This window comes from Enterococcus sp. AZ163 (assembly GCF_050498925.1).
Taxonomy (GTDB): Bacteria; Bacillota; Bacilli; order Lactobacillales; family Enterococcaceae; genus Enterococcus_A; species Enterococcus_A ferrettii.
In genome coordinates this window covers 2,763,219-2,778,356 of sequence record NZ_JBIPAO010000001.1, presented here as the reverse complement: position 1 = coordinate 2,778,356, position 15,138 = coordinate 2,763,219, and the positions used below count along the sequence as shown (strand labels likewise).

Here is a 15,138-nt window from a genome sequence, read left to right as displayed (position 1 = left end):
GTTGAGAGGAGAAAGAAAAATATGCAACTGACGACAAGAGAACAAGAAAAAATGATGATCAGTTTGGCAGCAATGATTGCTCAAAGAAGAAAAGACAAGAAAATCAAATTGAATCATCCCGAAAGCGTCGCTTTGATCACAGATTTAGTTTTAGAAGGGGCTAGAGAAGGAAAAACTGTTTCAGAATTAATGAATGAGGGACGTATCCTTCTAACAAAAGAGGATGTTATGGAAGGAATTCCGGAAATGATTCCAATGATACAGGTAGAAGCAACTTTTCCAGACGGTACTAAACTAGTCACAATTCATGATCCTATTCAGTAAAAATAGGCATAATCTTTTTGATTAAGGAGGAAAGTAAATGATTCCAGGAGAATACAAATTAGCAAATGATCCAGTTTCATGTAATGAAGGTTACGATGCAATCACATTAGAAGTCAAAAACGTAGGTGACCGCGCAGTTCAAGTTGGCTCACATTTTCATTTCTATGAAGCGAATGAAGAGGGTTTAAAATTTGATCGTAAACAGACTTGTGGTAAACGGTTGGACATTCCAGCAGGAACAGCAATTCGTTTCGAACCGGGTGAAACAAGAAAAGTAAATTTAATTGAAATGGGTGGAAAACGCCGCATTTTTGGTTTTAACAATAAAGTAAATGGTTATTTGGATGATGATCGTAAAGCGTAAACACCCAAATAATGGAAAAGAGGGAAAATATGAGCTTTGAAATGGATAGAAATAAGTATTCGCAAATGTTTGGCCCTGTACTAGGCGATAGTGTAAGGCTAGGAGATACTAATTTATTTGCGGCAATTGAAAAAGATTATACGGTTCATGGTCAAGAAAGTAAATTCGGCGGCGGAAAAGTACTAAGAGATGGAATGGGTGTCAGTGCAACTGAGACTCGTAAGGCAAATCCTTTAGTTGCGGACACGATTATCACAAATGCCACGATTGTTGATTACACTGGAATCATTAAAGCTGACATCGGTATTCGTGATGGAAAAATCTTTGCTATAGGCAAAGGCGGTAATCCCGATAATATGGATAATATTGACTTTGTTGTTGGAGCAAGCACTGAAGCAATTTCAGCTGAAGGTTTGATTGTAACTGCTGGCGGCTTAGATATTCATGTTCATTTTATTTCTCCAGGATTAGCGCATGCAGGTCTGGATAACGGAATTACGACACTATTTGGTGGTGGAACAGGTCCGGCAGATGGAACAAACTCTGCCACAACTTCTCCAGGTAAATGGCACATAGAGAAAATGCTGCAATCAGCAGAATCGTTACCAATCAATATGGGGGTTATGGCAAAAGGTTCTGGCGCAACGCCAGATACGATTGCAGAACAGATTGAAGCAGGAGCAATGGCAATCAAAACCCATGAAGACTGGGGTGCGACGAGTGCAGGAATTGATAATTCCTTAAAGGCAGCTGATAAATACGATGTTCAGTTTGCTGTTCATACTGACTCATTAAACGAAGGTGGCTTTGTCGGCAATACCTTAGATGCTTTTGCAGGTAGAACGGTTCATACGTTCCATACAGAAGGGGCCGGCGGTGGACATGCGCCTGATATTATGGTGGTAGCAGGGCATGACAATGTGTTGCCATCTTCAACAAATCCTACCAATCCTTATACAACCAACGAAATCAGTGAACTGTTTGATATGGTTATGGTTTGTCATAATTTAGATCCTAAACTGCCTGAAGATGTCTCATTCGCAGAATCACGAGTTCGTAAACAAACAATTGCGGCTGAAGATGTCCTTCATGACATGGGAGCATTGAGTATCATGACTTCTGATGCAATGGCAATGGGACGTGTTGGTGAAGTTGCAATGCGTTGTTGGCAATTAGCAGACAAAATGAAAAAACAACGCGGACCTTTAGATGGTGATACAGAATTTAGTGACAACAATCGTATCAAACGTTATGTAGCTAAATACACCATCAATCCAGCAATCACAAATGGAGTCTCAGATTATATTGGTTCTGTTGAAGAAGGTAAATTTGCCGACTTAGTGATTTGGGAACCAGCTAAATTTGGAACGAAACCAAAAATGGTTTTGAAAATGGGGATGATCACATATGGTGTAATGGGTGATGCAAGTTCAAGCCTACCAACACCACAACCTCGTTTGATGAGAGACTTATTTGGTGCTTGTGGAAAAGCAGTTGAAACGACTAACATTACGTTTGTTTCTCAATATGCCTATGATCACAATGCTAAAGAAGCAATTGGTTTGAATAAAGTCGTTTTACCTGTTCATAACACTCGAAATCTAACTAAACGAGATATGAAATTAAACAACTATAGTCCAAAAACAATCACGGTTGATCCGCATACGTTCGATGTAAAAATTGATGACGAATTAATTACCTGTGATCCCGTTGAGGCAATTTCATTAAGTCAACGCTATTACTTATTCTAAGTGAAACAGGAGGTTGGAACAAAAGAGCTGGTCTATCGAAAAACTGCTTGATTATGTATTAGTTATGAAGAACAGATTTTTTAACTGCCTTGATCAAAGCTTTTGTTCCAATCTTTCATTAATTTTGAATGAGAATTAAAAAAGTTAAATAGGAGGTAATTTATGATTTTAACAGCAATAGATACAACTGTGAGTGAACTTACAGATATAGAAAAGTATCATGTAGAAACTGTGATTTTAAATAGTGATGAACTAAATAAAAAAATCATTCGAGTAAAAACTGATCACGGAAACGAATACGGCATTCGTCTTTCAAATGAGGATGAAGAGTTGCACCATGGGGCTATTTTTTTCTTGGATGATCATAATTTAGTACTAATCACTGTTCGGTTAGAGGAAATGATCATTGTTAGTCCAAAAACAATGGACGAAATGGGTGAAATTGCTCATATGCTAGGAAATACGCATAAGCCTGTCGTTGTGGAAGAGGGAAATATCGTTTTAGAGGTTGATCCAACAGTGATTGCTTTGTTAGAAAAAAAGCAAGTTGATTATAAAATCGAAAATATCAAACTAAAAAAACCATTGAAGCACGTGGACTTATCTCATGAACATTAATGGGCAAAAGCTTGAAAATTATTTGGATGTATTACAAGTTTGTGATTCAACCTTCCCTATTGGAACCTTTAACCATTCATTTGGAATGGAAAACTATATAAGAACGGATAGAGTGACAAATACAGATGAATTTGAGCTATGGCTGGATACCTATTTAAAAACACAATTCAAATATGGAGAAGGGCTATTGATTGCTTTATGTTTCGATGCCTTGGAAAAAAATGAAATTGAAAAAATTTGGATCTATGACTCCATTATAACCTGTTCTTCACAAGCAAGCGAGACGAGAAATGGGACAAAAATGATCGCGAAACAAATGATCGATTTGGTTCAAACGTTGCACTGTATACCACTTTTAACGGAATACAAAGAATTAATTAGAGAAGATCAGGTGTATGGAAATCCAGCTATCGTTTTTTCTATATTTGCTCATTTCAAAGGATTAGAAGTTCAAGAAGCGATCTTATTATACGGATATAGTATTAATTCCACAATGATTCAGAATGCAGTTCGTGCCGTACCATTAGGCCAAAAAAGCGGACAATTGATTTTAAAACGTACGTTTGCTTTGTTAGAAAGCATTGTCCAAGAAATTGAAACACTGGATAGCTCTTGTCTGGGTGCAAATGTTCCTGGTATCGAGTTATCGCAAATTCAGCATGAAGTACAAATTTTTCGATTATTTATGTCTTAGGAGGAAAAACAGATGAAAAAAACAGTAGTGATCGGCGTTGGTGGTCCCGTAGGATCAGGTAAAACGCTACTTATTGAACGATTAGTAAGACAAACGAGTGAAGATCTGAACGTAGCGGTGATTACGAATGATATTTACACTAAAGAAGATGCAAATTTTTTAGCAAAAAATTCTATCTTAAGTGAAGATCGTATTATTGGCGTAGAAACAGGGGGCTGTCCTCACACAGCAATTCGTGAAGATGCTTCAATGAACTTTGCGGCTATCGAACAATTAAAAGATCGGTTTGAAAATTTAGATATTATCTTTTTGGAAAGTGGTGGCGATAATCTGGCTGCAACCTTCAGTCCGGAATTAGTCGATGCATCTATTTACATCATTGACGTAGCACAAGGGGAAAAGATCCCAAGAAAAGCAGGTCAAGGAATGATCAAAAGTGACTTGTTTATCATCAATAAAATTGACTTAGCACCCTATGTTGGAGCTGATTTAGATGTGATGAGAAAAGATACCCAAGTATTTAGAGATGAGAACACGTTTCTATTTACCAATTTAAAAGATCAAGAAGGCTTAGAATCTGTTGACAATTGGATACGTCATAATGTTTTATTAGAAGGTTTGTAATATGAAGCAGAATATAGATGGATTGATCCAGATGACATTTGTAAATCGTAGTAAACGTACAATTGCTTCAAAAGTTTATCATGAGGGAAATTCAAGAGTATCTTCTAATATTCCTCTACCTAACGAAAAGACACCCTACTATTTCTTTATCAGCACTGGTGGCGGCTTTATTGAAGGTGAAAAATATGAAGTAGATATGATAATTGACAATGAAGCTCATGCGATAGTAACGACGCAAGCACCAACCTATGTTTATAAGTGTGAAAACGGCATTCAAACAAAACAAACGGTTCATATAGACTTAAAGGAAGAATGTACTTTTGAATATTTAACGGATGAAGTCATTCCATACAAGAATTCGATATATAAACAAGAAACAATCATTCACATGAAAGATACTTCAACTATCGCTTTAATTGATGGTGTCACCGCTGGTTGGTCAGAAGATGAAAAACCATTTCAATATACAGACCTGCAAATGAAAACGACGATTCTCATGAATGATCGCTTGATCTACAATGATCATCTGATTTGCGAGCCGCGAATGAATGATATGGCATCGCTAGGACACTTTGAAGGTCATTCGAATTATAATAGTTTGATTATTGTTAGCCCTAAATGTACTGACGAAGTAATTGAAAGAATCAGACAAAAATTGACTGCAATGGATACAGATATTGAGTTTGGACTTTCAACATTAGAAAAACCTGGTTTTGTGTTACGAACTTTAGGAGATAAAAGCGAAAAAAACAGAAAAGTTTTAATGGCTGCTTTAAATTGTTTTCGTATAGAACAACTGAAAGCTCCTGAATTAAATCTCAGTAAAAATGAGCATTATTTTCAAAAGTGATTCATAGAATGTATACTCACGACCGGAGATAAAGAAGTTAATTCGACTATTGGCAACGATGAAAAATAATTGAGTGATTTCGATTACTTTAAAAAAATTTTTTCACCATTTTTTTGAATTTGAAGCTCTAACAAAGCATTAAGAAATTGGTGCTTTGTTCCAGCCCTTCCTTAAATTCGAACAAATGGTGAGAAAATCCTTAGTTCGTAATAAAATCATAGACATTTATGGAACAGGAGAAAAATGAGATGAACAGTACAAAAAGTACATTTAAAAATGAAATGATTGACTATTGGTCGGAACGTTCTGAAACTTATGGGCAACAGCACCAAGAAGAGTTGCTGGGAGAACAGAAGAGACGTTGGCAAGAAGTCATTGTAAATAAATTAAATTCAAGCAGCACGCCAGTTAGAACCATCTTGGATATTGGAACAGGTCCAGGGTTCTTGTCCATTTTGTTAGCTGAATTAGGCTACGAAGTAACGTCGATAGATATGACTACTGAAATGCTTACACAAGCACAAAAGAATGCCGGTGATTTAAAGGATTTGATCCAGTGGCAATTAATGGACGCGCAAGAATTACAATTTGAAACAGAACAATTTGATGCAATCGTGACTAGAAATGTCACATGGAATTTAGAAAATCCTGAAAAAGCTTATCAAGAATGGCAGCGAGTGTTAAAAACAGGAGGAATGTTGCTAAATTTCGATTCAAATTGGTATCACTATCTTTATGATGAAAAGGTTCGAGAAACCTACGAGGCGAACCGCAAAAAAACGCAAGAACTAGATGTAAGAGACTATTATGTGGATACCAATATTGATTGGATGGAAAAATTGGCAAAAGAAATGCCCTTGTCAAAAATATCTCGTCCCATGTGGGATCAACGATTGTTGCAAGAATATGGCTTTGAAAACGTCATAATCCATAAAGATATAAACAATGATTTACTGAGTGAGGTTCAAAAATTAAACTTTCAATTTTCACCTATTTTTTTGATAGAGGCGAAGAAATAATCTTTAGTTACAACCTGTAAAATCTTTATGGCGATGGCACTATGGATGGAAGGAAAAGAGAAATGAAGAGAAAACGATTAAATACTATTTTCTTGGGTTTAGTATGTTTATTGCTAGTATTATCTAGTTGTGGCGAAAAAGTAAATCAAAACCATAAAGCGGGAAAATTGATTTATGGCAGCACTAAAGATATTCGCGATATTAATCCCCACTTATACAATGGCGAAATGTCTGCGCAAAATATGGTTTTTGAAGGCTTGACAAAAAACGAAGATGGAAAAATAAAACCTGCTTTGGCCGAAAGTTGGACGATTTCAGAAGATGGAAAAGAGTATACTTTTAAGCTTAGATCAGGTGTGCAATTTTCTGATGGGGAACCATTTAATGCAGAGGCTGTTAAACAAAATTTCGATGCCATCTTAGCCAATAAAGAGCGTCACGCATGGCTGGATATGGTCAATGAAATAGATACAACTCAAATAGTAGATGATCATACCTTTAAATTAAGCTTGAAGCATCCCTATTATCCAACTCTGACAGAGCTTGGATTAACTCGGCCCTTCCGTTTTATTTCACCAAAAAGTTTTAAAGATTCCGGAACCAAAGATGGCGTCATCAGTTATGCGGGAACAGGGCCTTACAAGTTAGTAGAACATAAAGATAACCAATCCGCAGTTTTTGAAGTCAATGATTCTTATTGGGGTGCGAAACCCAAAATCACAGAAGTTGACTGGAAAGTAATTTCTGATTCTCAGTCCTTACTTTTAGCGTTAAAAAAAGGAGAACTTGACCTGATCTATGGTGCAGATGGCGACCAATTGAATACAGATGCTTTTAATGCTTTAAGCAAAGATAACTCTTTAGTATCCGTTTCAAGTCAACCTGTTGCTTCCAGAGCAATTTTATTGAATAGTAAACGAGAAAATCTTCAATCTTTACAAGTGAGAGAGGCGATTACTCATGCCATTAATAAAAAGAATATCATTAACGGTATCCTGAATGGCTCTGAAGAAGAGGCTGAATCCTTATTGCCTAAAACAGCCCCATATTCTAATGTCGAATTGAAGCACATTGATTATGATGTGGAACAAGCAAAAAAACTATTAGATGAGGCTGGTTGGAAAGAGGGCGATGATGGAATTCGCTATTTAAATGGAAAACCTTTGAAGCTTATCTTTTCTTATAATGCCCAAAATGCACAAGAGGGAACAGTCGCCGAATCGATTCAAGCAGATTTAAAAGAAGTTGGAATTGATTTATCGATTGTCTCTGAAGAAAAACAAGATTTCCTTGATCGTCAAAAAGATGGAGATTTTGATTTACAGTACTCATTGTCATGGGGAACACCCTATGATCCGCAATCTTATGTGTCTTCTTGGCGAATTCCAGCCCATGGTGATTATCAGGCACAAACAGGTTTAGAGAAAAAAGCTTGGTTGGATAATTTAATTAGCGAAGTAATGGTTGAACCAGACGAGACAAAACGACAAGCAGACTATAGTGAAATTTTAACCTATGTCAATGATCAGTGTGTGTATGTTCCAATCTCCTATTCTAAAACAAAGGCAATCGGGACTTCACAACTAAAAAATGTAGTATTTAATGATTCGCAATATGAAATCCCATTTGAAAAAATGTACTTTGAAGAAGAATAAGAGAGTAGTGGTGAAATGATCCTATCAAGTTTGAAGAACATTGGAAAAGTAGTGCTTATTTTATTTCTAACTACCTTTATTCCATTTTTCCTTTTAACTTTTTTATCAAATGACCCTGCAGAGGTGGCTTTGCGTGTCCAGGAGATCACCCCAACCGAACAAAACGTAAGGCAAAAGCGGCACGAATTAGGATTGGATGCACCATTCTTTACGCGCTACATTCATTGGGTAGAGAAGGTTCTTAAAGGTGAATTTGGAACGAGTTATGCGACCGGGAAAAGTGTTAGTAAAATGATTGTGGAAGCATTCCCCTATACTCTTTTCCTAACCGCAATAACTCTGCTTTTCATTTTTATTACATGCCTAGTTCTAGGGATTTTAGCGGCGAGTTTTTACAATCATTGGATTGAAAGATTCTTTCGTATCTTAACATTTGTTTTAAATGCAATTCCTTCATTTTGGTTAGCAATTCTATTGATCTCCTTTTTTTCAGTGGAATTAAATTGGTTTCCGACAGGTGGCTATACCGGGTTATTATCAGTCGTTCTACCTGCACTTACGTTGTCTTTGGTTTACTCAAGTTCCTATATTCGATTGATTCGAAAAGATTTGATTCAAAATAGACAATTACCATATGTTGCTTACTACCAGGTGAGAGGTTTTTCACAGAAAAAAATTACAAAGCATCTATTAAAAAACTCTATACGATCTTCTATTGTTTCTTTTAGTGTAAGTATTCCTAAATTGATTGCCGGCAGTGTAATCATAGAAAGTGTTTTTGCTTGGCCTGGCATGGGATTTCTTTGTATAACAGCCATTCACAATCGTGATTTGCCTGTATTACAAGCGTATATCGTGATCATGTCGTTATTTTTCATTGTTAGCAGTTTGCTGATTGATTCGTTAACTAAGCGAATTGATCCACGATTAAAAGAAAGAGAGAACCAATGAAGTTAATTAGACAGATAGCAAATGATAAATTAGTCACTATTTCCTTTGTATTTTTAATTGTCTTGTTTACGAGTACTATTTTTGCAAATATTCTAGCTCCTTACGATCCGAATAAGCAAGATATTATGAATAAATTGGCTTCTCCGAGTTGGAACCATTGGTTAGGAACGGATCAATTAGGTCGTGATATTTTTTCCCGCCTCCTTTATGGTGGCAGAGTGACAATTCTTTTGTCGTTCGTAATCATTCTACTAATTCTCATTGCTGGATTCATTTTTGGTAGTTTAGCAGGGATGGCAGGTGGGTCAATTGATGCAATCATCATGAGAACTTGTGATTGGTTACTCTCTTTGCCAAGTGAAATGATTTCTTTATGTATTATTGGTATCTTGGGACCGAGTATGCTAACAATCGTCTTGGCGCTAACCATTGTTCGATGGCCCTGGTATATTAAAATGATTCGTTCAGAAGTTATGAAAGAGAAAGGTAAAAATTACGTACTGTTCTCTTTAAGCTCTGGAAAAAATAAGTATTGGGTTTTCAAAAAACATATGCTGCGATCTTTAATTTACTCGTTGATTATTTACTCAACACTGGATATGAGTGCAGTTGTAATGAGTATAAGTGCGCTTTCTTTTTTAGGTATTGGGATTCAACCACCTACTGCTGAGTGGGGTCGCATGTTGAATGATGCAAGAGAAGTTGCTGTCGTAGAGCCTTGGCAAATGATTCCAGCAGGGGCAATAATATTTATCGTAGTAGCTATGCTCAACTATATTGGAGATGCACTAATAGAGACGATGCAGGAAAAGAATTGAGGAATTTGAAGGACAATGGAAAAAATATTGTTTGTAGATCAATTAACCATTAAAGAAAAAGAAACAAAGAAGCATGTGTTATCGAATGTCACATTTGATGTAAAAAATAATTCTTGTTTAGGGATTTTTGGTCCAAGCGGCAGTGGAAAAACAACATTACTAACGACCATCATGCAGATTTGTCATCCTTCTTTACAGACTACAGGTGAGATACGGTACGTTACAAACACGGGCGTAGAACAAATCATTCAAACAAAAGATGAAACGAATAAAAAAATTAAATTAAGTTATGATTTCTCTTTTATTCCTCAAAATGCAATAGAAGCTTTTGATCCAATTGAAAAAATGGGCAAGCAATTAGAAGAAACGTTTACCGAAAATCAATTGGACAAAGTGCAGGCCAAGCAACGAATCAGCACGTTGTTAAAAAAAATGGAGCTTCCAGAAAGTATTTTAACAAAATATCCTTTTCAATTGTCAGGTGGTACATTGCAACGTTGCGCCATAGGACTCGCGATTGAAATGAGAACAAAGGTGATTATTGCAGATGAACCAACAAGTTCATTAGATAGCTTAAATAAAAAAAAGATTGTGGATCTTTTGTTCGAATTAAAAAAAAATAATCAAACAACTATCTTAATAGCCACACATGACATAGAAATTTTAGACTTTTTATCGGATGAAGTGTTGGTGATGGTCGATGGTAAGAAAGTCGAACAGAAGGAAACGAATCCGTTAGATGAAAATGATCAAACTTATTTAGGGGCAATCCGCAAGAAAAATAGAAAAATCAGCGCCCCGTTTTGGAGACTAAAAAATGAAAAAATGGCTCGAAGTTGAACATATTTCAAAAACTTTTTACAAAAAAAATAACTGGTTCAAAAAAAAACAATATGAGGGCGGGATAAAGGATATCTCTTTTTCAGCTTCTGAATCGATTATAGGAATTTTAGGTGAGAGCGGTAGCGGTAAAACTACTTTAGTTAAAGTGATTGCTGGAATCGAAAAATCAGATAAAACGTCTGGACGGATTCGTTTTATGGACACGAAAGAAACGACCAAAAATCATGTAAGCTTGATATTTCAGGATTATACAACAGCGATTAATCCAGAATTTACTATCGAGGAAGCTTTATTGGAATCATTAGAACCGATAAAAAATAAAGCTGAAGCACTTGAAAAGATCATTAGCATGTTGGAAAGAGTGGGTTTATCCGAAGAATATCTGTCGAATAAAGCAACGAACCTGAGTGGAGGACAAATTCAGCGGGTTTGTATCGCAAGGAGTCTTTTATCAGATGCAAATGTATTGATTTTTGATGAAGCATTCAGTTCGTTAGACTTATTGACGACTGATCGCTTACTTGATTTACTACTACAGTTAAAACAAGAACTTGATTTACACTATATTTTTGTTACGCATAATTTAAAACTTGCAACTTATTTTTGTGAGGAAGTCATTTTTCTTAAAGAGGGACAAATGGTTGAAGCTATCACCATACAAGAGTTGATGTCAACTACCTCATCTTATGTTCAAGAATTAATTGATGCACAAGTTTGATTCTTCAAATAAAGATCATCAAGAAGATTTAAAGCAGAGCCTTAAGAAATGAACAGAAAAATCTGAATATTCATATAAATTATTTTTAAGAAGGGAAGACGTTTTTATGTCAAATGCAATAAATACAGGAGATACAGCCTTTATCATTTTATGTACTGCGATGGTTTGTCTAATGACACCAGGCTTGGCTTTTTTCTACGGTGGGCTATCAAGAAAAAACAATATTTTAGTAATTATGGGACAATCATTCCTATCAGTAGGGATTACCACTTTGATGTGGGTATTTGGTGGTTTTGGATTAGCGTTTGGTTCCGATATTCATGGCATAATTGGAAACCCAGCAAATTTTTTCTTAATGAAAAACGTTGGCACGCTCGCTAACTTATTACACGGAGCTACCATTCCATTTATCATGTTTTTCGCTTTTCAGATGATGTTTTGTGTCATTACAGTTCCTTTAATGACAGGAGCTTTCGCCGACCGTTTGACAATGAGAGGCTATATTTTATTGTTGATCGCATGGAATCTATTAATCTATTTCCCTGTATGTCATTGGGTATGGGGAGGCGGCTTCTTAGCTAATTTCAATTTTAAAGATTTTGCTGGTGGTACCGTAATCCACACCACAGCTGGTTTCGGTTCTCTTGCAACAATTCTTTATTTGGGTCAAAGAAAATTATCAGAAAAACAAAAAAATCAACACAATAATCTGATGGTTGCTGCTATTGGAACAGGCTTGTTATGGTTTGGCTGGTTCGGTTTTAATTCGGGGGGTGCATTGCGAGCTAATTTACAAGCTGTAAATGCGTTTGTTTCAACTTTTATTGCATTAGCAACAGCACTAACCGTATGGATTATAGTAGCAAAGGTAAAAAAAGGATACTATGATTTTGTTGACATTTTGACCGGATCAATCGCTGGTCTAGCAACAATCACTCCTTGTGCAGGATACGTAAAACCACCTCAAGCATTATTGATTGGAGTCATCGCAGGAATTGTTTGTAACATTGCAGTAGATTTCCGTAAGAAAAAAGGTTGGGATGATGCATTAGATGTGTGGGGGGTTCATGGAATTGGCGGCTTCACAGGGACAATTCTGATTGGCTTTTTTGGAACAGGGGCTTCTTTAGCTACTGTTGAAGGAATGCATGGTTTGCTTGTTCAAATTTTAGGTGTTTGCTTTGTTGCTTTGTATTCATTTGTGATGACAAGAGGCATTTTGATTCTTATCTCCAAAGTAGTTAGAATAGAAACAACAGAGGAAGAACAAAAAATCGGTTTAGATAAACAATTTTTTCATCAAAATACATATGATGAATAACTATTCCAGTTGAAATTTTAGTTTTTCCAGATAATTTTAATATACTATATGTCAAAGTTATCTGGAAAAACTCATTTAAAAATGTGCAATATATGACTATTTTAGTTCTGAAGAAGACTTTCACCAATACAGCAAGAATTAAGGGAAACAGACATGAGAAAAGAGCACTTCGCAGATTTCAATAGAGAAATGGTTTGCGACTTAATCATCCCATTTCGATTAGATCATTTTATTGGTTGATAAAGAATAAAAAACTAAGCATTCATAGAAAAAAACTAAAGATGTAAATGCTGGATTAATATTTGCAGCATTTTAGATGCTAATTGCTTTAGAAAATGGTTATGGGAAATATTTGTACGATAGAAAGAAACACTATAAAATTATAGGAAAAACGACCAATGAAGTAGAATGTAGTCAAAAAACTAAGCATTTCAGTCCTAGTTTCCAACCACTTAACTTTGTATAATGTATATTATGTAAACTAAAATAAAAATCTAATAATATTACTCAAATTGTATCAAATCCCTAGCTGATCAGTGTTTTTTACAGCCTTTAGCATTTAACAGCGTTAAATCAATCCAAATTATGCATTCTTCTCCTAATTTAGACCAAAAACTCTAAAGAAATGTTTTCGCAGCATTCCTTTAGAGTTTTTGGTGTCAGTTTAACTTTAGCTCTTGATCATTAATCTTAACTGCTTTAACAGTATCCAAATCTATCAATCCAAACTGCCATTCATAGTAATCATTTTCTTGTTGATATTCAAGGTTTATTTCTTTGGTCGTACCATCTTTCAGCATAATTTCTACTGCTGCATCATTTAAAGCTCCAACATGATTGAAACTTAGTGAAATTGGTGATAATCGAATATTCTGTAGTCGGATTTGCTGCCCATTAATGGTTACAGCTTGATCTGCTAATTCCTTCGCCGGTAATTGTTTAGGTTCTTCAAGTTGAATTGCCCAATTTCCTTTTTGATGAGTTTGTGATTCAAAGCCTTCAACTTGTAAATCATAATCAACTAAGTCTTTTTTATCAATTTCGAATAGATGTTCGCTATAATCTGATCGGCCGGTTTCGTTGTTGTGAGTTCCAGCATCAACGCTGAAGGAAGCGATTTCTGATAAAACTTTACCGTTTGTACGATTTTTTAGGCTAATAAACGTTGCTGAACCGACTGTATTGATTTCTTTGGTCTGCAAATGTAGTAACCCGTCCTTAAAGCCTACTGCTGATACGGCAGCGTATTTACCTAGTTCTACCAGGCTTTCTGCTGGGATCAAGTACGTTTTGGCTAGTTCGTCAAAATCTAACGATAGACGTTCCATCGCTTTAGGGTCATCCCCCCCGCCAAAACCTTCTGTTGCTGCTCTTTTTTGCCAATTATCTGACTGAGGAATTTCTTGCCAAGGAACAGAATAGGTTTCTTGGAAGTCTTCTCTATGACTAGTAAAACTTTCCAAGAAATAGCCGGGCTTAATTCCTTCATCCCATTCAACAGCTTGTGTAAGCAGTGTAGCAGTTTTAGTAGTTTGGTCATAATCAACAACACGGCTGTTTCCCCCATTTAACATTTGCCAGCTTTCGAGCTGGGTGTCATCAGCTAAGCGATTGCCAGTTAAATCAGTCAACTGAGATATAAAGTAAGTTGTATTGCCATCTTTAAAGGAACTAATTGCTTTTAATCGAAGACCTTGGTCCTCTACTTCTTGCTCAAGACGATCTGAATTGGCTAGTAATACTTCGATTTCAGAACCAAAATGTTTTTGATAAATCAGCCGTAATTCATCTCGAAAAGTAAAGGCAGTTAAAAACATTATGCTGGCTGCCGCGATTGCAAAGACGGCAATTCGTTTAGAGGAAGATCTTTTTCTCGGCTTAAGCGATTTCTTATTGTGGAATTGCTTTTTTATATTTTCGGTGTTGTTTCCTGTAAAGGGTACTTCTGAATAGTCTAGAAAATCATCTAACTGATCATCAGTTAAGTATTCAAATGGATGTTTTTCTTTACTCATAGCTGTTCACCTCGTTAATGAAATTTTGATAGTCTAGAAACTCCTGCAGTTTTTTCTTTCCACGGTACAAGCGATTGTCGATTTCTTTGCTGGATAAGCCTAATTGTGTTTGAATTTCACTAGGTTTCATTTCGTAGAAAAAGCGCATAATTAAAATTCTGCGGGTAGGCTCATCTAGCTTCATTACAGCATCGTATAAATCCTGCCAAGCAAGCTCTTCCTCTTTTGTTGATATTTCTGCTAAATAAATTTCGTTAATCTCATCAAGATCTTCATGGTGATGCCGGCGTTTTGCTTTTAGTTTGTTTAAGGCTAAGCTTTTAGTCATGATGACTAGATAACTCTTAAGACTGCCTTTTTTAGGATTATATTTTTCTGGCTGCTGCCAAAGACGTAAAAATACATCACTAATGACTTCTTCTATATCCATTTGCTGATTGGAATTTTTAACAGTTAATATGGTTGCCCCCACTGCCCATAATAATTTGCTGTATTGGTTGATAAGCTGATCAAAAAACTGATCATCGCCGGCAATCAACTTCTTTTTCATTTCCTCGTTGGTCATTGCTAACC

The 15,138-nt window shown here is 35.9% G+C and carries 16 protein-coding genes; 14 read left to right on the top strand and 2 right to left on the bottom strand.

The annotated features are described in order from the left end of the window. Nucleotides 1-21 precede the first annotated feature (21 nt). The 14 genes from IGI46_RS13245 (at nucleotide 22) to IGI46_RS13180 (ending at nucleotide 12,550) form a co-directional block, all read left to right on the top strand. The gene (locus tag IGI46_RS13245) at nucleotides 22-324 is read left to right on the top strand and encodes an urease subunit gamma (RefSeq protein WP_429963570.1); all 303 of its coding nucleotides are present in this window, start codon (nucleotides 22-24) and stop codon (nucleotides 322-324) included. Between the two features lie 37 nt (nucleotides 325-361). Beyond that, nucleotides 362-688, top strand: a complete 327-nt coding sequence (locus IGI46_RS13240; RefSeq protein WP_429963569.1) for an urease subunit beta — start codon at nucleotides 362-364, stop codon at nucleotides 686-688. Between the two features lie 29 nt (nucleotides 689-717). Beyond that, complete coding sequence (gene ureC, locus IGI46_RS13235; protein WP_429963568.1) at nucleotides 718-2,439, top strand: urease subunit alpha; 1,722 nt, start codon at nucleotides 718-720, stop codon at nucleotides 2,437-2,439. 162 nt (nucleotides 2,440-2,601) lie between these two features. Beyond that, entirely contained in the window at nucleotides 2,602-3,057 is a 456-nt protein-coding gene (locus tag IGI46_RS13230; protein ID WP_429963567.1) for an urease accessory protein UreE, read from the top strand. Next, the gene (locus tag IGI46_RS13225; protein ID WP_429973561.1) at nucleotides 3,047-3,751 is read left to right on the top strand and encodes an urease accessory protein UreF; all 705 of its coding nucleotides are present in this window, start codon (nucleotides 3,047-3,049) and stop codon (nucleotides 3,749-3,751) included. The genes IGI46_RS13230 and IGI46_RS13225 overlap by 11 nt, the downstream gene beginning before the upstream one ends. Nucleotides 3,752-3,763: 12 nt before the next feature. After that, complete coding sequence (gene ureG, locus IGI46_RS13220) at nucleotides 3,764-4,375, top strand: urease accessory protein UreG (protein ID WP_429963565.1); 612 nt, start codon at nucleotides 3,764-3,766, stop codon at nucleotides 4,373-4,375. 1 nt (nucleotide 4,376) lies between these two features. Next, the gene (locus IGI46_RS13215) at nucleotides 4,377-5,225 is read left to right on the top strand and encodes an urease accessory protein UreD (RefSeq protein ID WP_429973560.1); all 849 of its coding nucleotides are present in this window, start codon (nucleotides 4,377-4,379) and stop codon (nucleotides 5,223-5,225) included. Between the two features lie 248 nt (nucleotides 5,226-5,473). Continuing rightward, entirely contained in the window at nucleotides 5,474-6,244 is a 771-nt protein-coding gene (locus IGI46_RS13210; protein ID WP_429963563.1) for a class I SAM-dependent methyltransferase, read from the top strand. Between the two features lie 62 nt (nucleotides 6,245-6,306). Then, nucleotides 6,307-7,899 carry a nickel ABC transporter substrate-binding protein gene (gene nikA, locus IGI46_RS13205; protein ID WP_429973559.1) on the top strand — a complete coding sequence of 531 codons (1,593 nt, stop codon included), beginning with the start codon at nucleotides 6,307-6,309 and terminating at the stop codon, nucleotides 7,897-7,899. A gap of 15 nt (nucleotides 7,900-7,914) precedes the next feature. Next, on the top strand, nucleotides 7,915-8,850 hold the full coding sequence (locus IGI46_RS13200) for an ABC transporter permease (protein WP_429963561.1): 936 nt from the start codon (nucleotides 7,915-7,917) through the stop codon (nucleotides 8,848-8,850). Next, complete coding sequence (locus IGI46_RS13195; RefSeq protein ID WP_207704893.1) at nucleotides 8,847-9,668, top strand: ABC transporter permease; 822 nt, start codon at nucleotides 8,847-8,849, stop codon at nucleotides 9,666-9,668. The genes IGI46_RS13200 and IGI46_RS13195 overlap by 4 nt, the downstream gene beginning before the upstream one ends. A 15-nt stretch (nucleotides 9,669-9,683) precedes the next feature. Further along, nucleotides 9,684-10,508, top strand: a complete 825-nt coding sequence (locus IGI46_RS13190; RefSeq protein ID WP_429963560.1) for an ATP-binding cassette domain-containing protein — start codon at nucleotides 9,684-9,686, stop codon at nucleotides 10,506-10,508. Then, nucleotides 10,486-11,229 carry an ABC transporter ATP-binding protein gene (locus IGI46_RS13185; RefSeq protein WP_429963559.1) on the top strand — a complete coding sequence of 248 codons (744 nt, stop codon included), beginning with the start codon at nucleotides 10,486-10,488 and terminating at the stop codon, nucleotides 11,227-11,229. The genes IGI46_RS13190 and IGI46_RS13185 overlap by 23 nt, the downstream gene beginning before the upstream one ends. Nucleotides 11,230-11,335: 106 nt before the next feature. Continuing rightward, a complete protein-coding gene (locus tag IGI46_RS13180) occupies nucleotides 11,336-12,550 on the top strand; it encodes an ammonium transporter (protein ID WP_429963558.1) in 1,215 nt (404 codons plus the stop codon). Nucleotides 12,551-13,209: 659 nt separating this feature from the next. Here IGI46_RS13180 and IGI46_RS13175 read toward each other — a convergent pair. Both IGI46_RS13175 and IGI46_RS13170 read right to left on the bottom strand, forming a co-directional pair. Next, nucleotides 13,210-14,565 carry a hypothetical protein gene (locus IGI46_RS13175; RefSeq protein WP_429973558.1) on the bottom strand — a complete coding sequence of 452 codons (1,356 nt, stop codon included), beginning with the start codon at nucleotides 14,563-14,565 and terminating at the stop codon, nucleotides 13,210-13,212. Next, on the bottom strand, nucleotides 14,558-15,130 hold the full coding sequence (locus IGI46_RS13170) for an RNA polymerase sigma factor (RefSeq protein WP_429963556.1): 573 nt from the start codon (nucleotides 15,128-15,130) through the stop codon (nucleotides 14,558-14,560). Before IGI46_RS13170 ends, IGI46_RS13175 begins: the two co-directional genes overlap by 8 nt. Nucleotides 15,131-15,138: the final 8 nt, after the last annotated feature.